This is a genomic window from Mycolicibacterium vinylchloridicum (assembly GCF_013404075.1).
Taxonomy (GTDB): domain Bacteria; phylum Actinomycetota; class Actinomycetes; order Mycobacteriales; family Mycobacteriaceae; genus Mycobacterium; species Mycobacterium vinylchloridicum.
This window is the reverse complement of record NZ_JACBJQ010000001.1, coordinates 283,414-309,892: the sequence shown is the minus strand read 5'-3', so window position 1 is coordinate 309,892 and position 26,479 is coordinate 283,414. Positions and strand designations below refer to the sequence as shown.

Sequence of the window (26,479 nt, the reverse complement as noted above, 5' to 3'; positions counted from 1 at the left end):
AGTCGTGCAGGACGTTCTCGCAGAACTGGCAGCCATCTGGCGAACCGGCGAAATCGCCGGTCTCGGCACGGTGGTGCGCACCTTCCGGTCGGCTCCCCGCCAGCCCGGCGCGGCCATGGTCGTCGCACCCGACGGCTCGGTCAGCGGCTCGGTATCGGGTGGCTGCGTGGAAGGCGCGGTCTATGAATCGGCTACCGAAGTCGTCGCCACCGGAATGCCGCGTTTGGAGCGCTACGGAGTCAGCGACGACGACGCGTTCGCCGTCGGGCTGACCTGCGGCGGGATCCTCGACATCTTCATCGAGCCGGTGTCGCAGAGCAGTTTTCCGCACCTCGACCAGGTCATCGAGGCCATCGCCGAACACCGCCCGGTGGCGATCGCCACCGTCATCACCCACCCTGATCCGGCCTGGCTGGGGCGCCGGATGGTTCTTGGACCCGACCTCGCCGAGGGCACCCTCGGATCGGCTCGCGCCGACGCCGCCGTGACTGACGATGCCCGCGGTCTGCTGGCCGCCGGTCGAAGCGAAGTGCTCACTTATGGTCCCGACGGCCAGCGCCGCGGTGAGGGCATGGAGGTGTTCGTCGCCAGCCACGCGCCCCGCCCGCGGATGCTCGTGTTCGGAGCCATCGACTTCGCTGCCGCGGTGGCCCAACAGGGTTCGTTCCTCGGTTACCGCGTGACCGTGTGCGATGCGCGCGGGGTGTTCGCCACCCCGGCCCGGTTCCCGACCGCCGACGAGGTCGTGGTCGACTGGCCGCACCGTTATCTGGCCGCACAGGCCGAGGCCGGGACCATCGATTCCCGCACCGTCATCTGCGTCCTCACCCACGACGCGAAGTTCGATGTGCCGCTGCTGGAGGTCGCGCTGCGGCTCGACCTCGGCTACATCGGGGCGATGGGATCGCGGCGAACCCACGATGACCGGCTGGCCCGGTTGCGTGAGGCCGGACTGACCGACGCCGAGTTGAGCAAACTTGCGAGCCCGATCGGGCTGGACCTCGGCGCCCGCACGCCGGAGGAGACGGCGGTCTCGATCGCCGCCGAGATCGTCGCCCGCCGATGGGGCGGCGGGGGCCTGCCGCTCTCGGCGCTGGACGGACGGATACATCACGACGACGACGGTAACCCTTCGCAGGCAGGGGAGTTAAGCGATCACTTAAGTCGCTATTGACGGTCCTGAAATAGCAGGCCGACACTGGTGTCCCCATCGGCGGACGTGAGGTCGGTCACATGCAGGTTCCGGGTCCCTTCGAATACGAGCGCGCCACTAGCGTCGACCATGCCGTCGGCCTGCTGGACAGATTGGGGGAGGGCGCCTTCGTCGTCGCCGGCGGCCACAGCCTGCTGCCGATGATGAAACTGCGCATCGCCAACCCCGAATACCTGATCGACATCAACGACCTGGCCGGCGAGCTCGGCTACCTCACCGTCGAGCCCACGCTGGCCCGGCTGGGTGCGATGACCCGGCATCGCGAGGTGCTCGAGTCGGCCGCGCTGCTCGAGGTCTGCCCGATCTTCGCCGACGCTGAACGGGTCATCGCAGATCCCGTCGTGCGCAACCGCGGCACCGTCGGCGGGTCGTTGTGCCAGGCCGATCCGGCCGAGGACCTGTCCACCGTGTGCGAGATCCTCGACGCGGTGATCGTGGCCCGCGGGCCTGGCGGCCAGCGGGAGATCGGCATCGACGATTTCATCCTCGGACCGTACGAGACCGCGCTGGCCCACAACGAAATCCTCACCGAGGTGCGGATCCCGCTGCGCCACAACACCTCCAGCGCCTACGCCAAGGTGGAGCGCCGGGTGGGGGACTGGGCGGTCACCGCGGCCGGTGCCGCGGTGACGTTGGAGGGGGACCAGATCGTCGCAGGCCGCGTCGGATTGACGGCGGTCAATGCCGACGCCGACGGGCTGGCGGCGGTCCGCGAGGCGCTCATCGGTGCGCCGCCGACGCCGGCGACCTTCGCCGAGGCCGGCCGGTTGGCTGCGCAGGCCTGCGAGCCCGTCACCGACCAGCGCGGCACCGCCGACTACAAACGGCATCTGGCCTCCGAACTGACCATCCGGACCCTGCGCACTGCGGTGCAGCGGGTCCGCGCCATCCCCGCCCCGAAGGGAAACTGATGCACGTCACCATGACCGTCAACGGCGAGCAGGTCAACGCCGAGATCGAACCCCGCATGCTGCTGGTGCACTTCCTGCGCGACCAGTTGCGCCTGACCGGAACCCATTGGGGCTGCGACACATCCAACTGCGGCACCTGCGTGGTCGCGGTGGACGGGGAGCCGGTGAAGTCCTGCACGATGCTGGCCGCGATGGCATCCGGCCACGACATCCGCACTGTCGAGGGCCTGGCCGACGGCGCAACGCTCGACCCCGTGCAGGAAGGATTCATGCAGTGCCACGGCCTACAGTGCGGGTTCTGCACACCGGGCATGATGATCACCGCCCGCGCGCTGCTGGACCGCAACCCTGATCCTTCCGAAGACGAGATCCGCGAAGCGATCTCGGGGCAGATCTGCCGCTGTACGGGATATACGACGATCGTCCGCTCCATCCAATGGGCTGCCGAGCACGCGAACCAGGGGGTCCAGGCATGACCACGGTGGAGCGCCGCCCCGAAGACACCGTCGACAACGACAAGAAGCCCTGCGGCTACGGCCGGATGCTGCGTAAGGAGGACCCCCGGTTCATCCGCGGTCGCGGCAACTATGTCGATGACGTGCAACTGCCCGGCATGCTGCACCTGGCGATCCTGCGCTCGCCGTACGCGCACGCCACGATCAACAGCATCGATATCACTGCCGCACAAGCCCATCCGAAGGTCAAGGCCGTCGTCACCGGTGCCGATCTGGCCGAGAAGGGGCTGGCGTGGATGCCCACGCTGTCCAACGATGTCCAGGCGGTACTGGCCACCGATAAGGTGCGCTTCCAAGGCCAGGAAGTGGCGTTCGTCGTCGCCGAAGACCGGTACTCGGCGCGAGATGCCTTGGAGCTCATCGATGTCGATTACGGGCCACTGGATCCCGTCATCGACGTCCGCACTGCCCTGGACCCGTCCTCGCCGGTGATCCGCACCGACCTGGACGGTAAGGCCGACAACCACTGCTTCGACTGGGAGACCGGGGACGCCGCGGCCACCGACGCCGTCTTCGCCAAGGCTGATGTCGTCGTCAAGCAGGAAATCGTCTATCCCCGAGTGCATCCCGCGCCGATGGAGACCTGCGGCGCGGTGGCCGATCTGGATCCGGTGACCGGCAAGCTGACGCTGTGGTCCACCACTCAGGCCCCGCACGCCCACCGCACGCTGTACGCGTTGGTGGCCGGGCTGCCGGAGCACAAGATCCGGATCATCTCGCCCGATATCGGTGGCGGCTTCGGCAACAAGGTGCCGATCTACCCGGGCTACGTGTGCGCGATCGTGGCCTCGCTGGTGCTCGGCAAGCCGGTCAAATGGATGGAGGACCGCAGCGAGAACCTGACCTCCACCGGGTTCGCCCGCGACTACATCATGGTCGGCGAGATCGCCGCCACCAATGAGGGCAAGATCCTGGCGCTGCGCTCCACCGTGCTGGCCGACCACGGCGCATTCAACGGCACCGCCGCACCGGTCAAATACCCGGCCGGCTTCTTCGGGGTGTTCACCGGCAGCTACGACATCGAAGCTGCCTACTGCCACATGACCGCGGTGTACACCAACAAGGCACCCGGCGGGGTCGCTTACGCCTGCTCGTTCCGGATCACCGAAGCGGTCTACTTCGTCGAGCGGCTCGTCGACTGCCTGGCCCACGAGCTGAAGATGGATCCAGCCGAGCTGCGGCTGGCAAACCTGTTGCGGCCCGAGCAGTTCCCCTACAAATCCAAGACCGGCTGGGTGTACGACTCGGGTGACTACGAGGCCACGATGCGACTGGCGATGGACATGATCGGCTATGACCAGTTGCGTGCTGAACAGGCCGAGAAACGCGCCCGCGGCGAGCTGATGGGCATCGGCATGTCGTTCTTCACCGAGGCGGTGGGAGCCGGCCCACGCAAGGACATGGACATCCTGGGCCTGGGCATGGCCGACGGCTGCGAGTTGCGCATCCATCCGACCGGAAAGGCGGTGCTTCGGCTTTCGGTACAAACCCAGGGCCAGGGGCACGAGACGACGTTCGCCCAGATCGTCGCCGAGGAACTCGGCATCCCACCCGACGACATCGAGGTCGTGCACGGCGACACCGACCAGACGCCGTTCGGGCTTGGCACTTACGGCAGCCGGTCCACGCCGGTGTCGGGTGCGGCTGCGGCATTGGTGGCGCGCAAGATTCGCGACAAGGCCAAGATCATCGCCTCCGGCATGCTCGAGGCGTCGGTGGCCGACCTGGAATGGGAGAAGGGCTCCTTCCACATCAAGGGCGACCCGTCGGCGGCGGTGACCATCTCCGACATCGCGATGCGCGCGCACGGTGCAGGTGATCTGCCCGAGGGGCTGGAAGGCGGTCTGGATGCCGAGGTCTGCTACAACCCGGAGAATCTGACCTACCCGTACGGTGCGTATTTCTGCGTCGTCGATGTCGATCCGGGCACCGCGGTGGTGAAGGTGCGTCGCTTCCTGGCGGTCGACGACTGCGGCACTCAGATCAATCCGATGATCATCGAGGGTCAGGTGCATGGCGGCATCGTCGACGGTATCGGCATGGCGCTGATGGAGATGATCGCGTTCGACGAGGAGGGCAACTGCCTTGGCGGCTCGCTGATGGACTATCTGATTCCGACCGCCGTCGAGGTCCCCCACCTGGAGACCGGACACACCGTGACGCCGTCACCGCATCATCCCATCGGCGCCAAGGGAATTGGCGAATCGGCAACCGTCGGCTCACCGCCGGCCGTTGTCAATGCGGTGGTGGACGCGCTGGCACCGTACGGAGTTCGGCATGCCGACATGCCACTGACCCCGTCGCGGGTGTGGGAAGCCATGCAGGGTCGGGCCACTCCACCGATCTGACATGAATACCATCGCGGACCGGGCCAAACAGCTTCTGTATGAACGTAAACCGTTCGTGCACGCGACAGTGGTGCGTGCCCAGCCGCCGACGTCGGCACGTGCCGGAGACGAGGCGATCCTGCTCGCCGACGGCACGATCGAAGGATTCGTCGGCGGCGAGTGCGCCCAGAACTCGGTGCGCAAGGCCGCGCTCGGCGCGCTGCAGGCGGGCGAGAGTGTGCTGCTGCGGGTGCTGCCCGACGGCGACGTCCACTTTCCCGATGCTCCCGGCGCCTGCGTCGTGGTCAACCCGTGCCTGTCCGGGGGAGCGCTGGAAATCTTTCTGACACCGCAGTTTCCCGCGCCGCTCGTGCGGATCTGCGGCGCGACACCGATCGCCGAGAGCCTCGCTAAGGTGTGCGAGGTGCTCGGCTACGAGGTTCGCCGCGATGGTGGCTGTGACATTCCCGGGTCGCATCGCTCAAGCCCGCCGGACGAGACATTCGACGGCGCCACCGCTGTCGTCGTTGCCACTCACGGTGGGGCTGAGGCCGAAACCGTCAGGGCCGCACTGGATGCCGGTGTCGGGTACGTCGGCCTGGTGGCCAGCCGGGTCCGCGGCGCGTCGGTGCTCGACGCACTGGACCTCGACCCGGCCGACCGGGCCAAGGTGCACACCCCGGTCGGAATACCGATCGGTGCTAAGACACCGGCCGAGATCGCCGTGTCGATCGCGGCGGAGGTGATCGCGGGAGTCCGCCGCGAAGGTCTGCCGGTCGCACCTCGACCGGACGCACCCACGACCACGGTGGATCCGGTCTGCGGGATGACGGTCAGCATCGGACCCGACACCCCACATCTGCGGTCCGGCGGCCAGATTCACTGGTTCTGCTGTCCGGGCTGTCGAAGCAGATTCGTGGCGGCGCGAGCGTGACGTTCACCAGCGTCGACGACGTGATCGGCCGGTTCGACGAAGGCGGGTATCTGCTCGACGAGGGCACGGCATCGGCGTTTTATCTCGCCGCCGCCCTGAACCGGCCACTGCTGCTCGAGGGAGAGCCGGGCGTCGGCAAGACTACGGCCGCCAAAACCCTTGCCGCGGTGCTGAATACCCCCCTGGTCCGGCTGCAGTGCTATGAAGGGTTGACCGCGGCCGAGGCGCTCTACGACTGGAACTATCAGCGTCAGCTGCTCGCCATCAAGCTGGCCGAATCACGCGGCGCGGCGATCGACGAGTCCGATCTCTACAGCGAGACCTACCTGGTGGACCGGCCGATCCTGGCCTGCGTGCGTCACCGCGGGCCCGTCCCACCGGTGCTGCTGATCGACGAAATCGACCGCGCCGACGACGAATTCGAGGCGCTGCTGCTGGAATTCCTCGGAGAGGCGGCGGTGACAGTGCCTGAGCTCGGCACGTTCGCCGCAAAGCAGCCGCCGTTCACGGTGCTGACCTCCAACCGCAGCCGCGACCTGCATGATGCGCTGCGCCGGCGCTGCCTGTACCACTGGATCGACTATCCGCAGCCGCCCCGGGCCGCGGCGATCGTGCGGCGCACCGTGCCGGGGGCGGGCGCACCGCTGATCGAGCACGCCACGCAGTTCGTCGGCCGGGCCAGGGACCTCGATCTGGACAAGCCGCCGGGGGTCGCCGAGACCATCGACTGGGTCGCCGCACTGGTCACTTTGGGGGTCGGTGATCTGGTCGATCCGGCTGCCCTGGCAGGCTTGAGTGCACTGGCCAAGACCCCGGACGACAGCGCAGCAGTAAGCGATGCGTTTAACGAGTACCGCACCGAACTGGCCACTGGATGAGGGAGAGCCCATGAAGATCGACAACGAGTTCACCGTCAGTGTCCCGATCGCGAAGGCCTGGGAAGTCCTCAGCGATTTGGAGCAGGTGGCCCCGTTGATGCCCGGCGCGCAGCTGACCGGTCGGGAAGGCGACGACTTCCTGGGCAAGGTCAAGATCAAAGTGGGCCCGGTGACCAGCGAGTTCAACGGCAAGGCGCACTTCCTGGAGCGCGACGAGACCGCCCACCGCGCCGTCGTCGACGGCCGGGGCAAGGAGGCGCGGGGCACCGGCAACGCCGCTGCCGTCGTCACTCTTCAGTTGCACGAGGCCGGCGAGCACACCCGGGTGACCGTCGAAACCGACCTCAAGATCGTCGGCAAGCTCGCCCAGTTCGGCAGCAGCATGCTGCAGCAGGTCTCGGAGAAGCTCCTCGGACAGTTCGTCGACTCGCTGGAGGCCAAGCTGGCCGCGGGCGACGAGTGGACGCCCGAGGAGATCGTCTCGGCCCCCGCCACACCGGGTGCCGAAGCCCTGAGCGCCCCGGCCGCCACCGCGACACCCCGTATCGCGCCCGCCCCGGAGCCCGAGCCCATCGACCTTCTGCAGCTGGCCGGTGGCACCTCGGTGACCAAGTACGCCGCTGCCGGTGTCGCCGGCCTGGTGCTGCTGATCCTCATCGTGCTGCTACGCAGGCGGCGCACCGAGTGACCTCACCGGCGCTGCTGCGCGGTGTCGACCTGGCCGCTTTCGCGGCCGCACTGGTCGCCCGCCTGCGCGCCGGTGGTGTGGCGGTGGCGGCGAGCGGTCCGGCGGCGTTCGTCGCCGCGATGCGCGAGCTGGTGCCGACATCGCGAATCCAGCTGTACTGGGCGGCTCGCCTGGCGCTGGTGAACCGCGTCGAGGACCTGTCGGCGTTCGACGCCGTCTTCGAGGCGGTCTTCGCTGACGCCGTCCTGCCGATCGACCCGATCAGCCTGCGGGCTCAGCGGGGGTCGGCCGCCGGCCCGGTTCCCGCGGCGGGGTATCGCGATGCCGCTGCGCCGGAGGCGGGCGGGCTGCCGTGGACCACGCGCCCGCCGTCGCTGCGCACGACCGACGCGAGAGGTGACGCGGCCGCCATCCCCGACGTCCTGCCCAGCCGGATCGTCGCGCGCGCGGAGGAGCGCTTCGAGAAGTTCGATGACGCCGACCTGCGGGTGATCGGAACCTGGCTCGAGCAGGCCGTCGGGCTCTGGCCGACTCGGCGCACGATGCGCGCCGAAACCAACCGGCATGGCAAGCGAATCGACCTGCGTGCCACGATGCGGGGCGCCAGGACGACCGGATGGGAACCGGTCGTGCTGACCCAAACCCGGCCACGACGACGGCGCCGCCGGCTGGTGCTGGTGTGCGACGTCAGCCGGTCGATGCAGCCGTATGCGGCGATCTATCTGCATCTGATGCGGGCTACAGCCTTGCGCCAGGCGGGTTTTCGCCCCGAGGTGTTCGCGTTCTCGACGACGCTGACGCGATTGACCGCCGTCATGGCGCATCGCTCGCCGGAGACTGCGCTGACCAAAGCCAACGCCAAGGTCACCGACCGCTACGGCGGCACCCACCTTGGCGGTGCGATCGCCGAGCTGCTGGCCCCACCCCACGGCGCCGCGCTGCGCGGTGCGGTTGTGATGATCGCCTCCGACGGCTGGGACAGCGACCCGCCCGAGGACCTCGAGCGAGCCTTGGCCCGGCTCAAACGCCGTGCAGCCCAACTGGTTTGGCTGAACCCGCGGGCGGCTGCACCGGGCTTTCGGCCGCTGGCCGGGTCGATGGCGGCGGCGCTTCCGTTCTGCGACCTGTTTCTGCCCGCGCACTCACTGAGCGGGCTGCGGGAGTTGTTCGCCGCGCTGGCCGCCCTGTAGGGCTCAGGCGACCATCGCCACGCGCAGGCCACGATGCGTTGACTAGATACAGCTCTGTAGGTATGTTACTGAGCTATGTGTCACATCACTGCGTCGAAGTGATGTACGGCATACCGCTGCGACGGCGCAGCCCATCGAGATTGGACCCACGTCAATGGCCAAACCCCGTCCCACGACCGACCCGTCATCCACGCCTGCGGGGGACAGCCCGGCTACCGGATCGCGCGGGTTGAACGTTGCGCTCATCGGTACGCGCGCGGCTCAGGTGGGTGGGCTTGCGCTCGCCGCCTATGTCATCACCGCTGTGGCCGGCGGTCATGGAATCGCGTCCGCCGAGGCGGGGAGTGCGGAAACGGGAAGTTCGGTCACCTCGTCGGCACAGCACGACACCAAGACGCCGAACACCAGTAGGTCCGGGCCGCGCACTGCTACCCGTAGCCCGGCGCATCGACCCGCCGCCGCAGCCAACGACGGCAATCCCACCGCGAAACGGCCGACCACCGGAGGCTTCCGGAACTCCTCGAGCGACAGGCGGTCGCGGTCGAGCTCACCGTCGACGGTCAGGTCGGGGGAAAGCTCGTCGATCGAGGCGCCCGTTGCCACAGCGAGCACGGTTGCGGCTCTCGGGCCGAACCGTGCCCTGTTGCCGTCGCCAACGGCGCCCAAGTGGATGTCCATGGATTGGGCTCCGCTCACCTGGATCCGGCGTACGTTCTTCAACCGGCCGCCGACCGTTCGCTACCGCGCCAGCCTCAACTCTCAAGACATGAGCAACGGCGTCATCACGGGCAACATCGGCGCACTTGATCCTGACCGAGACCGGTTGAGCTACACGGTGATTGCAAACCCGAAGTACGGCAGTGTGGCTATCGACCAACTCACGGGCGAGTTCACCTTCACGCCGACCGAGCTCTTCGCTGAGTTCGGTGGTACCGACGCATTCACCGTCAAGGTCAGCGACGGCCGCTTCCATCCACTGTCGGTCATGTTCTCACCGGATCGTGGAACCCCGACATCCCGGCTCCCCGTCGCCGTTGCGCCCCTGCCCGGCGCCTCGCCGTCATCCCCGTTGGAGACGTTCAAGGTCGACAAGGAGATCGAGTTCGACGTCCCGGACGGCGTGGTGGTCACCGGCGCGGACCTGACCCCGGACGGCGAGCACCTACTGCTCGAGGTGAAGATCAACGGGAAGACTCAGATCGCCGTGAGCAACCTCGACGGCGGTGACTACCAATGCATTTCGTGCGGTGTAGTAACCAACGCCGCCAAAGCCCGTGTGCTCGAGGACAATCAGAGAGTCTGGTTCGCCAGCACCTCCGGGCAGCAGTCCGCCGATGATCCGCTCGGCGGAGCAGGGTTGATCAGCTATTCGATTCTGGAGTGCGAAGGTTCGATCTCGTCGTGTGCGAACCCCACCGTCAAGAACGTGGAGTTCCCGTCGGATCGAGGTCCAATGGCCGCCACTACTCAAAACCGGGAGACGAAGCCCGACCCGTTCGGCGAGTACGTGACGTGGACCGAGAACACGCCGGTCACCGGCCCGCGGATGAGCATCGCCAGGCTTGTCGCCACCGACACCGGATACCAGCTCGTCGATCAGCGGATCTTCAGCCCCCAATGGGACGAAGACACCGAGTACGCACAGGACTTCGTCAACGCCACGCGCTTCTACGAGGGCGCGAGCTGGCACGGTGGCGGCAGGTACCTGAAGTACCAGACGACCACTACCGGCCTCAACTACGACATCTGGTTGTTGGACACCCTCACCGGTGAGCGGCGCCAACTCACCACCGACCTCGACTACAACGAGTCGGGCGACATGTCCCCGGACGGCCGATCGATCTACTTCAGCTCGGCGCGCGGAGCGGACCGCATGGACGTCTTCACTGCGCTGCAGCGGCCGTCGCTGCTTGATGTCGCGGCGTTCCCTCAGATGGGGCGGGTGAGTCTGTGGAACAACCGGCGCGCGATGAACGAGCCCTGGGTGATGAACCTCGAGGACGGCCAGCAGTTGGGTGGCTACTCGGGTCAGCCGATCATCATGGACCCCGACTGGACGATCCGGGGCTGGAGCTGGTTCCCCGATTCCACGCGCGCGCTGATCAACGAGCAGCAGCGGCCGGACACCGCAACCCCCGGCGCGCCCGAAACCCCTTGGCGCTTCAGCATCATCAGCTTCCCGACCCGGGAGGCGACGACCCCGCTGGCGCCGGTGCACCAAGACCCCGCGGCCATCGCCAAGTGGTCGGTGCCGGTCGAGGAATACAACCCGATGATGGGCCGCCAGGTGCCGTCCCGAGTCCTCAAGGGGATGCACTCCGGAACGGCCACACTGCAATACAGCGGGGCCTTCGCTTCGGGTTCGTACTCGGTGACCTACGACAACTACTCGGACGACGGCAAGACCTTCATCAACGGCACCGAGAAGGTCACGGTGGTCAATCCGATCGGCAATGCCACATGGACTGCCGATCTGACCAGCACCGGTGAACGCACCGGCTACCTCAAGGGCTCTATCAAGGCCGGAAAGGCCAACGCGTTCACAGGAACGGTGTCCTCCGAGATCAACGGAGTCACCTACACCGGCGTCCCCACCCAGACCGACTTCCCGGTCATCAATCCGCCTCAGCTCGCGGTCTCATCATTCGACAACAGGGTCCGAGTGACCGCCACGGTTGCTGAGGACGGTTACCCCCGACCCGTCCACGGTGCGACCGTGACCGTGGGCTCGCTCACGACGACCACCGACGAGCACGGCTTCGCCCAGATTCCGTTCGCCCCCGGCGACACCATCACCGCTATCGCCGGCGGCTTCGGTTCGATCACTCAGCAGGTGCCTTCCGCCTGACCGGTGCCGCAGGCCGGCCTCAGCACTGGACCTTTCGCGGCCCGAGCGGTCCTAGGTCTGGGGCGTCGCGACTATCGACGGGCCGTTCATCGTTCCGTCGACCGCCGCCTTGAAATCGCCCTGGGTGCCGTCGGAGTCGATGGCCGCCCCGGCCGCGCCGCTGTCGCCGTCCTGGACGGCAAACGTGGTCGTGGGGCTGGCGACGGCAACGACAGTCGGGCCGAGCGCCGTTGCCAGTGCAATGCCAGCTACCACAACCGCGCCCTGGAGAATCACCTTCATAATCGGTGTGTCCTTTCGCTTGGTCAGCGAAAAGTACCGACGCTTCCTGGCAGAATCGCTGTGCGGAAGCTGGCAACATCCTGATCTGACGCCAGTCAGCGGCCCGGGTGAAAGTCCGACCTTGGTTCCGCTAGCAACGCTCTAGGACTCGGCGACGGGGTTCGGCGCCTCCGCCGCCGCCCCGGCCGCCTTGCGGCGCTTGTACCACTCCCACACCATCGGAGCCACGGACGCTACCGCGATGAGGATGAAGATCGGCTCGAGCAGTTTCTGGATGATCTCGAACTGACCCAGCCCATAGCCGAGAAGTGTCAGACCGACGCCCCACAGGAGTGCGCCGATCACGTTGTACAGCGTGAAGACGCTGTACTTCATCTTCGCCGCACCCGCGGTGATCGGGGCCAGCGTCCGCACGATCGGGACGAACCGGGCGAGCACGATCGCAAACGGCCCGCGCTGCTCGAAGAAGAGGTGCGCCTCGTCGAGGTAGCGCTGCTTGAGGATCCGCGCATTGGGCTTGAACATGGCGGTGCCCAGGAAGCGGCCCACGAAGTAGCCGACTTGCCCGCCGAGGACGGCGGCGATCGGGATGAACACCAGCAGCTGCCACAGCTGGAAGTTGGCGTCGACGTCGGCGCCCTGAGCGGCGGTTCCGGCCGCGAGCATGCCCGCGACGAAGAGCAGTGTGTCACCGGGTAGCACTGGAAACAGCACGCCGGACTCGATGAAGACGACGACCAGAATGCCGACCAGGGCCCAGGTGCCGAACTGCTCGATCAGCTTGAGCGGGTCGAGAAAGTCAGGCATGAGCGCCAGGGTGGTGGGGGTCACGACGCCCAAGGGTACCGGGGGCCGCTACCAGCGCCGTGCCAGTCGACCTGCTTCTTGTCATACTGACTCCATTCAGCGCCAGCGTCGAGAGGAAGTGCCATGCCCATCGCAACGCCCGAGGTCTATGCGGAGATGCTGGGCCGCGCCAAGGAGCACTCGTTCGCGTTCCCGGCGATCAACTGCGTCGGCTCGGAGAGCGTCAACGCCGCGATCAAGGGCTTCGCCGATGCCGGCAGCGACGGCATCATCCAATTCTCCACCGGCGGAGCGGAATTCGCGTCCGGACTGGGTGTCAAAGACATGGTCACCGGCGCGGTGGCGCTGGCTGAGTTCGCCCATGTCGTTGCCGCGAAGTACCCGATCACCGTCGCGCTGCACACCGATCACTGTCCCAAGGACAAGCTCGACACCTACGTTCGTCCGCTGTTGGCGATTTCCGCCGAGCGTGTCGCCAAGGGACAGGATCCGCTGTTCCAGTCGCACATGTGGGACGGCTCGGCGGTCCCGATCGACGAGAACCTGTCGATCGCGCAGGAACTGCTCAAGCAGGCCGCCGCCGCCAAGATCATCCTCGAGATCGAGATCGGCGTGGTCGGCGGCGAAGAGGACGGCGTCGAGGCCGAGATCAACGAGAAGCTCTACACCAGCTCAGAGGACTTCGAGAAGACTATCTCCGCACTCGGCGCCGGCGAGCACGGTAAGTACCTGCTGGCCGCGACCTTCGGCAACGTGCACGGCGTCTACAAGCCGGGCAACGTTGTGCTCAAGCCCGAGGTGCTGGCCGAGGGGCAGAAGGTGGCCTCGGCGAAACTGGGCCTGCCCGAGGGGTCCAAGCCGTTCGACTTCGTCTTCCACGGCGGTTCGGGCTCGCTGAAGTCCGAGATCGAGGACTCGCTGAAGTACGGCGTGGTGAAGATGAACGTCGACACAGACACCCAGTACGCGTTCACCCGTCCGCTCGCGGCGCACATGTTCACCAACTACGACGGTGTGCTCAAGATCGACGGTGAGGTGGGCAACAAGAAGGTCTACGACCCGCGCAGCTACCTGAAAAAGGCCGAGGCCTCCATGTCCGAGCGCGTCGTCGAGGCGTGCAACGACCTGCACAGCGCGGGACGCAGCGTGTCGGCCGGCTAGCAGCGACTTCGGCTCGGAAACCGCCGCTAGGCGAACGAAAACGCGCCGAGATCGCTCAGGACGCCTGGCAGATCTTCCACTGGTTATCGCGGAACTGCAGGTCGAAGCTGCGGGTGGACCGGGTAGCCGGGTCAAAGGCCATGAACGAGGTGACGTTGGCCTCGGCGTGATCGCCGTTGACGACGACCTCGTCGATGCTGGCCACCACCGGGTACTGCCGGGCCGCGGCCACCCGCGCGTGGGTGTCCGACCAGGCCTGGTCGTCGTACTTGACGTAGCTGTCCATGGTCTGGCCGCAGGTCAACCCGCGCAGGGCGGCCAGGTCGCCGTTCTGCACCGCCGCATCGAAGCTCTGGATGGTCGAGCGGACCATGTCCTCCCGAGACGCCTTGGGGGTTCGGTCCCGGGTCAGCAGGAAGGTGGCCAGTACCGCCACCGCGGCCAGCGCCACGATGACGGCGATCACCGCGAGCACCAGCGCCCAGCTGCGCCGGCGGGTCGGAGCGGGGCGCGGCGGGATGGCCTGTGGACCGGTCCGCGGCGTGCCCGAGACCGGGAAAACCTCGGTGGGTGTGGAGAAGATCTCGGTCTCGGGGTCGGGCTCGCGATGGATGATCTGTGTCGACCCCGCATCGAATCCCGGTGCGGTGAAACGACGTTCGGCCGGCGCATCGCTGGCCCCGATGGCCTCGGTGGCCGCCTCGGTCTCCTGAGTCGGCTGCTCGTCATCGCCGCCGACGACGGGCTTGGTCTCGTCGTCGTGGTCGGGCCCGGATGGGTTCGACATGGGGTGCTGCCGTCCTCCTGAAGTGCTGTTGCATCAGACCCTAACTGTTGGGTGCGACCAACTGCTGGCGGCCGCACCGGCACAATGGGGCAATGACATCGTTTGGTGATCTTCTCGGTCCAGAGCCTGTGCTGCTTCCCGGTGATATCGAGGCGGAAGCCGAACTCCTGGCCGGTGAGAAACCGGCGATCGTGGCCGCCGCGCACCCGACCGCCTCGGTGGCGTGGGCGTGCCTGGCCGAGGAGGCGCTGGCCGACGACAAGGCGGTCACCGCGTATGCCTACGCCCGGACCGGCTATCACCGCGGGCTGGACCAGTTGCGGCGAAACGGCTGGAAGGGGTTCGGGCCGGTCCCGTACCGGCACGAGCCGAACCGTGGCTTCCTGCGCTGTGTGGCGGCGCTGGCGCGGGCGGCCGACATGATCGGGGAGACCGACGAGTTCGCCCGCTGCCTGGACCTGCTCGACGACTGCGACCCGGCTGCTCGCGTCGAACTCGACCTGGCCTAGCGGTCCCGCGCCAACGAGTGGCGTAGCTGCGCGACCACATCCGCGACGAACAGTGGGGGATCACCCGGTTCGGGAGGCGCCTGGCCGCTTCGCGCCGCAGCCGCCAGCTCCCGCAGCGCCACAGCGTCGGCGTCCGGGGAGCGGCCGTCGAACAGCGACCGGCCGAATTCGGCACCGTCGGCCCGGTGCTCGACGGTCCAGCAGGCCGCTATCGTCCGGTAGGCCAGCTGCTCGCTCGCCGTGACGGCAGGCAACAACTGTTCGGCGATCGCCCGGTTGCGCGGCGAGCCGGCCGACATCACCTCGTCGGCTTCCATCAACGCGATTGCCGCGATCTGTAGGTCTCTGCGCGCGGCACGGGCGGCCAGCGCGGCGGTTTCGCCCGCGGCGATGTGCGGAAAGACGTCGGCGGTCGCCTCGAGTGTGCGTCCGATGGCGTCGGTCAGCCGGGTGAACTCCTGCCGGCGTGCCGCCACCAGGTAGACCGCCACTCCCACCACGCAGCCGATCAGCGTGTCGATACCGCGCGCCAGCAGCAGATGGCCGATGTCGACCGCGTGGGTTCCAGACGAGATGGTCAGCGCGGTCGTGGTGATGAAAACCGTTGCAAGCGCATAGTTTCGGACCACCAAAAGTTCGATGACGAAATTCAGAAGAGCCAGCAGCACGACCAGCCAGAGGTCGTGGGGGTGCAGCGCCAGGATCAGCGCGGCCAGTCCCAGGCCCACCCAGGTGCCCAGCAGCCGTTCGGCGCCCCGACGCAAGGTCCGGCTGCGGTCGGCGCCTTGATGCAATACCAGCAAGGCGGCCGCCATCGCCCAGTACGCGTGGTCGACGCCCAGCGCCATCGCGGCCGCCCCGGCCAACGGAACTCCGACGGCGACCCGTTGCATGATGTGGCGGACGTGCGAGCCGGGGCTGACGGCGCGGCGGAGCACGGTTGCCAGTGGCGGGCCGCCCAGGGGGATCCGGTCGACCGCGCGGGTCGCGACCGTTTCCGGTGCCAGCTCCAGCGCACCGAGCCGGCGCGCTTGGTCGGCCGACTCCGGAGCCGGGGCCGCACCCTGGGCGGCGGCGCTGACCGCCGTGGTGAACAGGACGTGCACCGCGTGGTTGGCTGCGCGCAGCCGGTGCAGGACGCTGGTCTGCGGCGTGTCCAGAGGCTGATAGTTGACCAGCACGTTCCATGACCTGTGCAGTGCGCTGGCCGCTCGATGGCGGGCCGCTCGTTCCTGCGGGGAATTGGCGGCCTCGATGTAGGAGGCGACGGCCTCGGCGGCGGCCGCGACCGCGGCCCGCTCCGGGCGGCGGAAACCGGCCAGCGCGCCAGCCATCTGCACCAGCCAGGCCACCGCCCCGCCGGCGAGCACCAGCAGCCCGATCGCCCACGGTGCCAGGTGGGCCGCCGAAACACCGATACCGGCGGCACAGGCCACCACGAAGACGTACGCCCCGGGTGGCCCGACTGCCAGCGCGTTGCACAGCCACACCGCCGCGACCGCGACCAGGGACACCGTCGCGACACCGAGCCAGGGCACCTGCGCCGACCAGTCGCCCAGGGCGACCGCCGCGGCAAGCGATACCGCCACGGTCGCCAATTCGATGCCGCGGTTGGCATAGGGCCGATCACCGCCGAAGCGTGAGGTGAACGCGCCCAGGGTGGCGATCAGCCCAGAACCCATTGCCCCGGCGGCCCATCCGGCCGTGACGGGGATGGCGGTGCTGACGGCCGCGCGCAGGCCGATGGGCCAACGCGACGGAGTGCTCACTAGCTCACCAGTGGGTCTGTCCGGGGCAATCGTCGGCCGATCCGGGCGGTTCGACCTGGACGGTCGCGTGGTCCAGCCCGCGGGCCGCCAGCACCGCCCTGGCGTCGTCGAGCACCCGGTCCGAGTCGCCGGTACTGGTCAGGTGGGCGGTACACATGTCCTTGCCGGGCACCAACGTCCACACATGCAGATCGTGCACCTCGGTGACGCCGTCGACGGCGGCCAGCGCGGCGCGCAGTTCCTCGACGTCGATGTGCTCCGGTGACGATTCGGACAGGATCCGCAATGCGGAGCGGGCCAGCCCGATCGCCCGCGGCAGCACCCACAGTGCGACGAACACCGCGACCACCACATCGGCGTAGGGCCAGTGCGTCGTCACGTTCACGATGCCGGCGATCAGAACGCCGATGCTGCCGACCGTGTCGGCCACGACCTCCATGTAGGCGCCCTTGACGGCCAGGCTCTCCTGGGACTGCGAGCGCAGCAGCAACACCACCGCGAGGTTGGCGACCAGGCCGGCCAGTGCCACGACAATCATTGGGACGCCCGGGATTTCGGGCGCGTTGCCAAGGCGTTCGATCGCCTCGTAGAGGATGAACGCTGCGACACCGAGCAGCAGGACCGCGTTGGCGACGGCGGTGAACACCTCGGCTCGGTGCCACCCGTAGGTGCGTGCCGCCGACGCCGGACCGTGGCGGGCCAGCAGCACCGCGGTCAAGCCCATGAACATCGCGACGAGGTCGGTCAACATGTGGCCGGCGTCGGCAAGCAGGGCGATCGAGTTGATCATCAGCGCGGTGGTCAGCTCGATGACGAAGAACACCGTCAAGATGCCGGAGGCGATGAGCATCCGGCTCACCCGCGTGTCACCGCCGTGGCTGTGGTCGTGACCTGATCCCATGACCGAAATATATGCGCAAATACGCATATGTCGCAAGGTCTGCGAGGCGCCAATCCCGCGGAGTTGATGAGCTGCTTGATGGTGAACGCCGGACGAGCGTATGGTTGAGATCACATACAGGTGTGAATGTTTGTTTAATCACGCGTTGAGTCGCCGAGGAGTCCGGATGTCCGATCGCAATAGACGCTCTGCCTATGGCCGGTCTGCCACGGCCGGCAGCTTGGCAGCGTTGGCCATTGCTGTGTCGTTTGTGGCGGTGCCCGTCTCAGGAGCCGCGGTGGCCCGGCAATCCGCTGATCCCGTCGTGCCTGACGTGTTGGTGGTCGGAGGGTCTGGCAACAGCATGCCCTCCCAGAAGATGATGCACGTCCTGTTCGAGCAGGGCATCTTCAGCGACCCCGATCCAACGGGGGTGCGTTACCCGGCTCAACTTTGGCCGATTCGCGGGAAGCTGACTCTTGACCAGTCGGTCGCGGTCGGCGTCGCCAATCTCGATGCAGCACTGGCTGCCTCGGATGGCCCAGTGACGGTGGTTGCGCTGAGTCAGGGTGCCGTAGTTGTCAACTATGAAAAACGGGCGCTGATGGCGCAACCGAATCCGCCGTCGGATATTTCATTCGTCACGATAGGTGACCCCACCAACAGTGACGGCGGTCTCCTGGCCAAACTGCCGCACGTCCACATACCGATCCTCGACGCCACAATTCCTCGAGCACCGATCGAAACTCCTTACGACACAACAGAAATAGTCCACGAATACGACGGGTATGCTGACTTCCCGGACAATCCGTTCAATCTCCTCGCCGACCTGAACGCGATCGCCGGCGTGATCTATGAGCATCCCAACAAGGGCGGGGTGGACCTGACTGACCCGCGCAACGTGGTCACCGTCAGCACGAACTCTCTTGGGGGCACCACGACCCACATCTTGGTGCCCACGGATGAACTTCCGCTGACGCGACCACTGCGCGCTCTCGGAGTTCCGGACCGGCTTGTCGACAAGTTGGACAAGCCGCTGCGCAAGATCATCAACACCGGCTATTCCGGCGAACGACCAGGGCGGAAAGCACCCAAGTCCGGCGTCGGGGCGTCGCCCGTCCATGTCGCCGCCGCGAACGGCAACAGCGCGCGCAGCGGAAAGGCGCAGCCGAAGCGGCACGCGCAGTCTGCCCCGACCTGACCCCGGTTTGCCTGGCGTTGTGATCTGGAATATTGCCAAAACAAACATACACACTGGTTTGTAAATCACTATGAGTGCTGGAGGACGACGATGTATTCGGTTGAGCAGAACCCGTATTCGCGTAACCGAGCTACCGACACCCGCGGTGGCCGGTTGGCCCCGGCGTGGGCATCCACGGACGCATCCGCAGGCGAGCAGCGTGCCCCTCGGCGCAGGCGCGTCGAGCCGTACGGGTGGTTGGGGCTCGGCGCGATAACGCTGGGGATGGGTGCGGCGCTGGCCTGCGGCAGCGGCGTCGCGCACGCGGATACGACGGGTTCAACTCCCCGCGGCGGCGCAGCGGCCGCCGACACGGGGGCGAAGCATTCGACTGCGCCGAGGCGGCCCGCGGTGACCGACCAGACCACCGCAAGTGCCGGGAAGCACGCCTCGCGAGTCGGCGTTCTGAAGCCGCTCCGTACCGAGGTGCCTGCAGTTTTCCGACGTGCGTCGGTGACGGTCCCTCCTGCTGTTCCCGCTTCGCCGGCCGGACTGGCCGGCGCGCTGGCATCCGCCGCTCGCGACGTCGAGAACATCGCCACACCGCACCGGCTCCCCGGTATCGGCCTGCGCAAGGCGACAGCTGAGGCCGCGTTACGTCAGCCTGCAACCGCCATTGATGCGGCGGCTGCTCCGGTCTCGGTCTTGCCCGCACTGCAGGCGCTTATCCAACACGTCGAAGCCACGGTGGCCACGACGCTGCGGGTTGTCGGCAACCTCGTTCAGTCCGCGGTACACGCCGCGGTCGTGACGGTGCGCACGGTCGTCGGCACCATCGCCAATGTCATCGAAATCGCCTTCCACCCAGCGCCGTACGCAGACGGTGCCACAGTGGGGTTGCCTGATGCCCCCACCGGGGCAGTGACCGGTGAGCTGGGTTTCCGCGCGCCGGGTGATCTGCCGCTGTCCTACACCGTGGTCTCCGGACCGACGCAGGGGTCCGTGGTCGTGAGTAGCTCGGGAAACTTCGTCTATACCCCCACGCAGACCGCACGGCTGGCGGCCGATGGCGCCACGCCCCTCACGGACACGTTCGTGGTGATGGCCAGTGACGGATTCGGTACCACCACGCAGACCATCACCGTCCCGATCGCACCGGCCCGCTACGTCGTTGCGCTACCGAGTGATATCCAGACCCCGCGGATGCCCGACTTCACTCCGGACGGCAAGTCGCTCGTGTTCAGCGCGACCCCGCTAGGCGGTACGAGGTCGGAGATCTACCGGGTCAATGTCGACGGTTCGGACCTTCAGTGCCTCACGTGCGGGCTCGCTCCTGAAGTGACGGGCAACCTGGCCAAACCGTTCGCCATGGAGAACGGGACGGACTATCTGCTCAGCGGCGGCACTCAATCCTCCACCGGGGGATCTTCGGCCGACCATTTCATCCTGCATTGCACCGGTGGCTCCGGCGGCTGCGGTGAGGGTTCGACGTTGTCACTGATCAACGTTCCGACGCAGTACGCGGCAGGAGTGAGTGTGGTGCAGACCCGGGAGATGCGGATCGCACCGGATGGCACTCACATCGCCTACACGCAGTTGCTGGCCTCCGGTACCCAGACAGTGTTGGCGACGATGGTCGGCACGCTCGAGGAGAACGACGGCAGTTATGACATCGTCGATTCCCGGGTGGTCTACGACGGCGGTGAGATCAAGAGCTTCACCCCCGACGGCAAGGCTGTGATCGTCACAGATTTCTACGGTCGCTACAACCAGGGCAACGCCGACAACGTCATGGTCAATCTGCAGGACGGATCGGTCACCAGACTGACCGCCAATCTGGACTACGACGAGAGTGCCAATCTTTCGCCGAACGGGCAGTGGCTGGTTCTGGGCAGCTCCCGGACGCTGAATCTGCTGACACCGATGACGCAGATCGTGCGACCGACGTTCATCCCGGCCTACGTCATCTTCCCCACCTTCCTGAGCAACCAGGGCACGACCAACCAGGCCTGGCTGGTGTCGCCCGCCGACGAGCTGGCCGGTGAGAACGGGGTGTTCCTCGGTGACCCGAGTGGCGCGTATGTCTCTCGCCCCGTCGCGAGTTGGAGTCCCAGCGGGGACGCGGTCACCTTCTGGGAAGCCTCGGCGACCGATCCCACCCAGAGCCGTTTGGTGGTGACCTACTTGAACGACACCGGCGGCGGCACCACGCCGGTCGACACGTCGACGCCGGACCTCTCGGGCTGGGCCACACCGCTGGCCTCGTTCGTGCCGAAACTCCCGTCATTGGAGCCGGGTCGCGCGGGACTCGTCGGCGGCGACGCGCAGGTTGCCTCGGTCAAGAACGGCAAGCTCACCACGACGACGGTCACGTACAACAACTTCGAGGACAGCTCCGGATACATTCTCAACGGGACGGAATCCACCACCGCGAATGCGACGATGACGACGATCACGTACAACGCCGACATCACCGTCACCGGACCAGATGGCACCACAATCGGGTGGTTGAGAGCCGACAACGTCGTGATCTCCAATCAACAGACCATCCAGGGCACCATCGAGTCGTCGATGAACGGCAATGATCTGGTCATGGGGACACCGACGGTGTGATCGTCGGATGCCCTCGATGCCCGTGACGAGCCATGTGTGGCCAGCGCCGTCGCGACGTTGTCGATCTGCATGACAACGGCACGCCACGGCGCCCCAGCCGCCGTCCATCGCTACTATGTCCGACAAAGATCGCTTCTGATGAGGGTCGGGATGTCGTAAGGCGGCAATGGTTGTGGTGAGCGTGGGTGAGCGTCGGACTCAGGCCGAGCGCACCGCCGCCATGCGAACCCGGTTGCTCAACGCCACCATCGAGTGCTTGGTCACCTTCGGTTACGCGGGCACGACGACGCCAAGGATCGCCGAAGCCGCCGGGGTGACCCGCGGCGCGCAGGTGCACCATTTCCGCTCGAAAGAAGACCTTGTCGTAGCGGCTGTCGAGCATCTGGCACAGCAGCGAATTCAGGCCGCGATTCGCCAAAGCAGCGGCGTGTGGAAGAACCCCGATCCGGTGGCCGCGGTGTTGGAGTTCCTCTGGGACTCGCATCAGGGTGACATGTTCGTGGCCACGATCGAACTCTGGGTCGCCGCGCGCACGGACGACGTCCTGGCCAGGGAAGTGGCGCGGGTCGAGCCGATGGTGAACAGTACGTTGATTACCGCCCTTGCTCAGTTGCTGCCAGATCATGTGGCGCGCAAGCAAGTTCGCAATGCGTTGTTCACTGCAATGGATGCGCTCCGCGGGATCCTCGTCGTCGGGTTTGTCGACCGCGACGTCACCCAGGCCCGCAAGCGATGGGATCGTGCGGCTGTTCATCTCGCCGCGATGCTGTCAGAAGCCTTGGCTTCCAACGGTTCTGACTGAGGCGGGCCAACCGTCCGTATAACGACGGGTATCTTACATACAGTTTGGAATGCAGGTATTCTCCCGCGGATGGGCATCGGGCGCAAGACGCAGTCGGAGCGGACTGCTGTCATGCGCCGCCGCCTGCTCGAAGCGACGGTCGAGTGTCTCATCGCCTACGGCTACGCGGGCACCACGACACATCGCATCGCCGCAAGGGCCGGCGTAACCCGGGGTGCTCAGGTGCATCACTTCCGGTCGAAGGAAGACCTCGTCGTCGCGGCGGTCGAGCATCTCGCCGAACAACGGGTCCGAGCGGCCTTGCGGGGGCATCGCTGGTTTCACCAAGACGCCGACCCGGTAACCGATGTTCTTGGCTTCCTTTGGGATACGCATCAGGGTGACATGTTCGTCGCGACCATGGAGCTATGGGCCGCGGCGCTGACGGATGACGTGCTTGCCGGCCATGTTGCCCGGGTGGAGCGGATGGTCAACCAGGCGGTGATCGGCGCGGTGGCCCAGTTACTGCCCCATTGCGCCGGCCAGCAGGCGCTGCGCAACGCCATCTACACCGCAATGGATGTCCTTCGCGGGATCTTGGTGGCCAGTTTCGCCGACCGCGAGCCGAGCCAAGTCCAGCGTCGCTGGGACCGCGCGGCGGCTTATCTGACCCCGGTCCTGGCTCAGGCCATCGCACCTGGCAGCTGAGCCCCTTGCCAAAGATACGTTCTGGTTGGTATGTTTCTTTCATCGGCGAGGCCGGGAGAGGAGAAGTGATGGCGAACAGAGTGTTCGTGATCGGCGTGGGGATGACCAAGTTCGAAAAGCCCGGTCGGCGCGAGGGCTGGGACTACCCGGAGATGGCGCAGGAATCCGGCAGCAAGGCCCTCGAAGACGCCGGAGTCGACTACAACCTCATCGACCAGGCATTCGTGGGTTACGTCTACGGTGAATCGACTTCGGGGCAGCGCGCGCTCTACGAGCTGGGTATGACCGGAATCCCGGTGGTCAACGTCAACAACAACTGCTCCACTGGTTCGACGGCGTTATACCTTGCCGCACAGGCGATTCGCGGCGGTTTGGCCGAATGCACGTTGGCGCTCGGCTTCGAGAAGATGCAACCGGGATCGCTGGGCTCGACGTTCAACGACCGGGCTCAGCCGATGGAGAACCACTTCCTGGCGCTGGCCGAGATTTCCGAGGTGCTGTTCCCGCCTGCACCGTGGATGTTCGGCGCGGCCGGGCGCGAGCATATGAAGGAATATGGTTCTACCGCTGAGCATTTCGCCAAGATCGGTTACAAGAACCACCGCCATTCGGTGAACAATCCGTACGCGCAGTTTCAGGAGGAGTACAGCCTCGACGACATTCTCGCGGCGCCGATGATCTACGACCCGCTGACCAAGCTGCAGTGTTCCCCGACCTCGGACGGATCCGGTGCGGCGATCCTGGCCTCCGAGGCGTTCGTCGAACTGCACGGGCTTGCCGATCAGGCTGTCGAGATTGTCGGGCAGGCGATGACGACCGACTTCACCAACAGCTTCGACGGGACATGCAAGGCGCTGATCGGCTATCACATGAACGTCGAAGCGGCGCGACGAGTTTACGACCAATCCGGGCTGGGCCCGGAGGACTTCCAGGTCATCGAACTGCACGACTGCTTCAGCGCCAACGAGTTGTTGCTCTACGAAGCGCTCGGCCTCTGCGGTGAAGGCGATGCCCCCAAACTCATCGACGCCGGCGAGACCACTTATGGCGGCCGGTGGGTGGTCAACCCGTCCGGTGGCCTGATCTCCAAGGGGCATCCGCTCGGAGCCACGGGATTGGCGCAATGTGCCGAACTGACCTGGCAGTTGCGCGGTACAGCAGACAAGCGCCAGGTGTCCAACGTGACTGCCGCACTTCAACACAACATCGGACTTGGCGGCGCGGCCGTCGTCACCGCCTACCAGCGCGCCGAGCGCTGACTTCACCAGACGAAAGGAACTATCACCATGGGACACATCGAAGCGACCCGCGATCTGGCTGCCAGTCCAGAAGCGTTGTGGGACATCATCGCCAACCCGAACACTTGGGGACAGTGGTTCACCGTGCATGACAAGTGGCTCGACGAGCCGCCGGCCACGCTGACTCCAGGCGTCCGGCTCACCGCCAAGATCGTGATGCTCAACATGGCCAACAAGATCGAATGGTCCGTGAAGTCCGTCGACGCGCCGAGCAGCCTGGCACTCGGCGGTACCGGAATGGCTGGAGTCAAGGCCGATTTCCGCTTCACCATCGAACCGGTCGGAACCGGATCGCGCTTCACCGTTGCGGGTGACTTCGAGGGCGCGCTGGTGAAAGGCGCACTGGCCAAGGCCGTCGAAAAGGACGGTGCCAAGCAACTGGACAAGACCCTGGCCAAGCTCGACGAGTTGGCATCGGCAGCCGTCTGACATGACAGACACGCTGGAATTCGACGACTCCGGACTGGACACCTGGACCGAGGATGACCACTTCGAGGTGACTCGGGAGCGCATTGCCGAATACGCCGCTGCTACCAACGACCCGATCGCGGCGCATCAGGCAGGCGATATCGCGCCGCCGGTCTTCGCGATCGTCCCGGTCTTCGAGGCGATGATGATGCCGACTGTGGATGTGCTGCCCGTCGAACTGGTACCGCGAGTGGTGCACGGTGAGCAGGACTTCTACTTTCGCCGGCCCATTCGTCCGGGTGACAAGCTCGTCTCGCGGGGCAAGATGATCGGCTATGAAGGGCTCGAAAACGGCACCCGCGCGGCCATTCTCGTCGAATGCCGCACCGAAGAGGGAGAACTGGTCAACGAGCAGTACGTGACCTGCTTCGTGCGAGGTTTCAATGCCGGCAAGAAGATCGGGAGACTGACCCCCTCACACAAGTTCGACGAGAAGCTGCGCGCGAAAGGCCCGATCGCCAAGGTCACCCAGCACGTCGATCTCGACCAGACCTTCCGGTATTCGCCTGCCTCCGGCGATCCGATGCCGATCCATCTCGACGAGGAGGTGGCCCGCGACGCCGGGCTGCCGGGCATCATCGCGCACGGTCTGTGCACCATGGCGTTCACGTCGTGGGCGGTGCTCACCGAGGTAGCCGGTTCAGACGTCACGCGGCTGCGCCGGCTGGCGGTCAGATTCTCCAAAATGGTGCTCCCCGGCGACGATCTGGAAACCCGGATCTGGAAGCAATCCAGCGGCGAAGGTGTGACGACCTACGCCTTCGAAACCAGCCGGGGCGCCGCTGGCGAGCTGGCGATCACCGACGGTCTCGCCGTCATCGCCGACTAGAACTGAAACAACACACAGGAGTAGACAAATGGGAATTCTCGACGGGCGGGTCGCCGTCATCACCGGCGCCGGTCGTGGGATCGGCCGCGAGCACGCATTGCTCTTCGCTCGAGAGGGTGCCGCCGTGGTGGTCAACGACCTCGGCGGTTCGAATACCGGTGAAGGCGCCGACTCCGGGCCGGCCCACGAGGTGGTTGCGGAGATCACCGCGACCGGCGGCCGCGCGATCGCCAACGGCGACAACATCTCCAGCTGGGCGGGAGCCAAGAGCCTCGTGCAGCAGGCGATCGGCGAGTTCGGCCGCCTCGACGTGTTGGTCAACAACGCCGGCATTCTGCGCGACGCGTTCATCGCCGGAATGGACGAGGCACAGTGGGACGCCGTGGTCACGGTTCACCTCAAAGGCCATTTCGCGATGCTGCACCACGCGTCGGAGTATTGGAAGGCTCAGTCCAAGGCCGGTGATCAGCCGGTTGCCGCGGTGATCAACACGGCATCGGGATCCGGGCTCACCATCCCCAACGCCGGTCAGGCGAATTATGGCGCGGCAAAGGCCGGAATCGCGGCATTGACTCTGATCGCCGCCGAGGAGCTGGAGCGCTATGGCGTCCGGGTGAATGCCATAGCGCCCATTGCCCGGACCCGGCTCACACTGGCGACGCCCGGCATGGGTGCATTGATGGCCGAACCGGAAGACGGTGGGCTCGATCTGTTCTCGCCGGCCAACATCTCGCCGCTGGTCGCCTATCTGGCCAGCGAGAAGTGCGCCGTCACGGGGCAGGTCTACGCGGTGCAAGGCGGTGCCATCTCGCAGCTGAAGGGGTGGCACGACGTGGAGACCATCGAGACCGACAAGGTGTGGGAGATCGACGACATCGCCGCACGGCTGCCGGGAGCCTGACG

At 66.4% G+C, this 26,479-nt stretch carries 25 protein-coding genes; 19 read left to right on the top strand and 6 right to left on the bottom strand.

Translation table 11 applies throughout. The features are described 5' to 3' along the window. Window positions 1-4: 4 nt before the first annotated feature. Genes HPC46_RS01575 through HPC46_RS01540 form a run of 8 tightly spaced genes read left to right on the top strand, consistent with a single transcriptional unit; the run spans window position 5 to window position 8,656 of the window. On the top strand, window positions 5-1,174 hold the full coding sequence (locus tag HPC46_RS01575; protein ID WP_179466444.1) for an XdhC family protein: 1,170 nt from the start codon (window positions 5-7) through the stop codon (window positions 1,172-1,174). Between the two features lie 59 nt (window positions 1,175-1,233). Next, window positions 1,234-2,124: an FAD binding domain-containing protein gene (locus tag HPC46_RS01570; protein ID WP_179466443.1), complete on the top strand. Its 891-nt coding sequence runs from the start codon at window positions 1,234-1,236 to the stop codon at window positions 2,122-2,124. Further along, on the top strand, window positions 2,124-2,600 hold the full coding sequence (locus HPC46_RS01565; RefSeq protein ID WP_179466442.1) for a (2Fe-2S)-binding protein: 477 nt from the start codon (window positions 2,124-2,126) through the stop codon (window positions 2,598-2,600). Before HPC46_RS01570 ends, HPC46_RS01565 begins: the two co-directional genes overlap by 1 nt. Next, window positions 2,597-4,987, top strand: coding sequence for an aerobic carbon-monoxide dehydrogenase large subunit (locus tag HPC46_RS01560; RefSeq protein WP_179466441.1), 2,391 nt, complete (start codon window positions 2,597-2,599; stop codon window positions 4,985-4,987). Before HPC46_RS01565 ends, HPC46_RS01560 begins: the two co-directional genes overlap by 4 nt. Before the next feature lies 1 nt (window position 4,988). Continuing rightward, window positions 4,989-5,900 carry an XdhC family protein gene (locus tag HPC46_RS01555; protein ID WP_179466440.1) on the top strand — a complete coding sequence of 304 codons (912 nt, stop codon included), beginning with the start codon at window positions 4,989-4,991 and terminating at the stop codon, window positions 5,898-5,900. Further along, window positions 5,897-6,778, top strand: coding sequence for an AAA family ATPase (locus tag HPC46_RS01550; protein ID WP_179466439.1), 882 nt, complete (start codon window positions 5,897-5,899; stop codon window positions 6,776-6,778). Before HPC46_RS01555 ends, HPC46_RS01550 begins: the two co-directional genes overlap by 4 nt. A 10-nt stretch (window positions 6,779-6,788) precedes the next feature. Next, window positions 6,789-7,466 (top strand): SRPBCC family protein, encoded by a 678-nt coding sequence (locus HPC46_RS01545; protein WP_179466438.1) that lies wholly within the window; start codon window positions 6,789-6,791, stop codon window positions 7,464-7,466. Then, window positions 7,463-8,656 (top strand): vWA domain-containing protein, encoded by a 1,194-nt coding sequence (locus HPC46_RS01540; RefSeq protein WP_179466437.1) that lies wholly within the window; start codon window positions 7,463-7,465, stop codon window positions 8,654-8,656. The genes HPC46_RS01545 and HPC46_RS01540 overlap by 4 nt, the downstream gene beginning before the upstream one ends. Before the next feature lie 315 nt (window positions 8,657-8,971). Here HPC46_RS01540 and HPC46_RS01535 read toward each other — a convergent pair whose 3' ends face one another. Beyond that, window positions 8,972-9,334: a hypothetical protein gene (locus HPC46_RS01535; protein WP_179466436.1), complete on the bottom strand. Its 363-nt coding sequence runs from the start codon at window positions 9,332-9,334 to the stop codon at window positions 8,972-8,974. Here HPC46_RS01535 and HPC46_RS01530 point away from each other — a divergent pair. Next, the gene (locus tag HPC46_RS01530) at window positions 9,333-11,504 is read left to right on the top strand and encodes an Ig-like domain-containing protein (RefSeq protein ID WP_179466435.1); all 2,172 of its coding nucleotides are present in this window, start codon (window positions 9,333-9,335) and stop codon (window positions 11,502-11,504) included. The two genes, HPC46_RS01535 and HPC46_RS01530, sit on opposite strands and share 2 nt — an antisense overlap. 51 nt (window positions 11,505-11,555) lie before the next feature. On the opposite strand, the gene HPC46_RS01525 is transcribed toward HPC46_RS01530, so the two are convergent. Together HPC46_RS01525 and HPC46_RS01520 are read right to left on the bottom strand one after the other, a co-directional pair. Further along, entirely contained in the window at window positions 11,556-11,786 is a 231-nt protein-coding gene (locus HPC46_RS01525; RefSeq protein ID WP_179466434.1) for a hypothetical protein, read from the bottom strand. 141 nt (window positions 11,787-11,927) lie between these two features. Then, window positions 11,928-12,593 (bottom strand): VTT domain-containing protein, encoded by a 666-nt coding sequence (locus HPC46_RS01520; protein WP_179466532.1) that lies wholly within the window; start codon window positions 12,591-12,593, stop codon window positions 11,928-11,930. 123 nt (window positions 12,594-12,716) lie between these two features. Between HPC46_RS01520 and fbaA the strand changes: the two genes are divergently transcribed. Next, window positions 12,717-13,754 (top strand): class II fructose-bisphosphate aldolase, encoded by a 1,038-nt coding sequence (gene fbaA, locus HPC46_RS01515; RefSeq protein WP_179466433.1) that lies wholly within the window; start codon window positions 12,717-12,719, stop codon window positions 13,752-13,754. 55 nt (window positions 13,755-13,809) lie between these two features. On the opposite strand, the gene HPC46_RS01510 is transcribed toward fbaA, so the two are convergent. Continuing rightward, entirely contained in the window at window positions 13,810-14,541 is a 732-nt protein-coding gene (locus tag HPC46_RS01510) for an Rv0361 family membrane protein (protein ID WP_179466432.1), read from the bottom strand. 92 nt (window positions 14,542-14,633) lie between these two features. Between HPC46_RS01510 and HPC46_RS01505 the strand changes: the two genes are divergently transcribed. Continuing rightward, window positions 14,634-15,050 (top strand): DUF3151 domain-containing protein, encoded by a 417-nt coding sequence (locus HPC46_RS01505; RefSeq protein WP_179466431.1) that lies wholly within the window; start codon window positions 14,634-14,636, stop codon window positions 15,048-15,050. Here HPC46_RS01505 and HPC46_RS01500 read toward each other — a convergent pair. Further along, a complete protein-coding gene (locus HPC46_RS01500; protein ID WP_325096532.1) occupies window positions 15,047-16,819 on the bottom strand; it encodes an FUSC family protein in 1,773 nt (590 codons plus the stop codon). The two genes, HPC46_RS01505 and HPC46_RS01500, sit on opposite strands and share 4 nt — an antisense overlap. A gap of 4 nt (window positions 16,820-16,823) precedes the next feature. Then, window positions 16,824-17,720 carry a cation diffusion facilitator family transporter gene (locus HPC46_RS01495; RefSeq protein WP_179466430.1) on the bottom strand — a complete coding sequence of 299 codons (897 nt, stop codon included), beginning with the start codon at window positions 17,718-17,720 and terminating at the stop codon, window positions 16,824-16,826. Between the two features lie 100 nt (window positions 17,721-17,820). Here HPC46_RS01495 and HPC46_RS01490 point away from each other — a divergent pair, with 100 nt between their 5' ends. The 8 genes from HPC46_RS01490 to HPC46_RS01455 all read left to right on the top strand — a co-directional run bounded on the left by HPC46_RS01490 (window position 17,821) and on the right by HPC46_RS01455 (window position 26,477). Further along, window positions 17,821-18,900: a PE-PPE domain-containing protein gene (locus tag HPC46_RS01490; protein WP_179466429.1), complete on the top strand. Its 1,080-nt coding sequence runs from the start codon at window positions 17,821-17,823 to the stop codon at window positions 18,898-18,900. A gap of 90 nt (window positions 18,901-18,990) precedes the next feature. After that, the gene (locus tag HPC46_RS01485; RefSeq protein ID WP_179466428.1) at window positions 18,991-21,492 is read left to right on the top strand and encodes an Ig-like domain-containing protein; all 2,502 of its coding nucleotides are present in this window, start codon (window positions 18,991-18,993) and stop codon (window positions 21,490-21,492) included. 166 nt (window positions 21,493-21,658) lie between these two features. Further along, window positions 21,659-22,294, top strand: a complete 636-nt coding sequence (locus HPC46_RS01480) for a TetR/AcrR family transcriptional regulator (RefSeq protein WP_179466427.1) — start codon at window positions 21,659-21,661, stop codon at window positions 22,292-22,294. 69 nt (window positions 22,295-22,363) lie between these two features. Continuing rightward, window positions 22,364-22,981: a TetR/AcrR family transcriptional regulator gene (locus tag HPC46_RS01475; protein ID WP_179466426.1), complete on the top strand. Its 618-nt coding sequence runs from the start codon at window positions 22,364-22,366 to the stop codon at window positions 22,979-22,981. A gap of 68 nt (window positions 22,982-23,049) precedes the next feature. Beyond that, window positions 23,050-24,240, top strand: a complete 1,191-nt coding sequence (locus tag HPC46_RS01470; protein WP_179466425.1) for a lipid-transfer protein — start codon at window positions 23,050-23,052, stop codon at window positions 24,238-24,240. 27 nt (window positions 24,241-24,267) lie between these two features. Further along, window positions 24,268-24,708, top strand: a complete 441-nt coding sequence (locus HPC46_RS01465; protein ID WP_179466424.1) for a type II toxin-antitoxin system Rv0910 family toxin — start codon at window positions 24,268-24,270, stop codon at window positions 24,706-24,708. Between the two features lies 1 nt (window position 24,709). Further along, window positions 24,710-25,576, top strand: a complete 867-nt coding sequence (locus HPC46_RS01460; protein WP_179466423.1) for a MaoC/PaaZ C-terminal domain-containing protein — start codon at window positions 24,710-24,712, stop codon at window positions 25,574-25,576. Between the two features lie 28 nt (window positions 25,577-25,604). Then, window positions 25,605-26,477 carry an SDR family oxidoreductase gene (locus HPC46_RS01455; RefSeq protein WP_179466422.1) on the top strand — a complete coding sequence of 291 codons (873 nt, stop codon included), beginning with the start codon at window positions 25,605-25,607 and terminating at the stop codon, window positions 26,475-26,477. Window positions 26,478-26,479 lie beyond the last annotated feature (2 nt).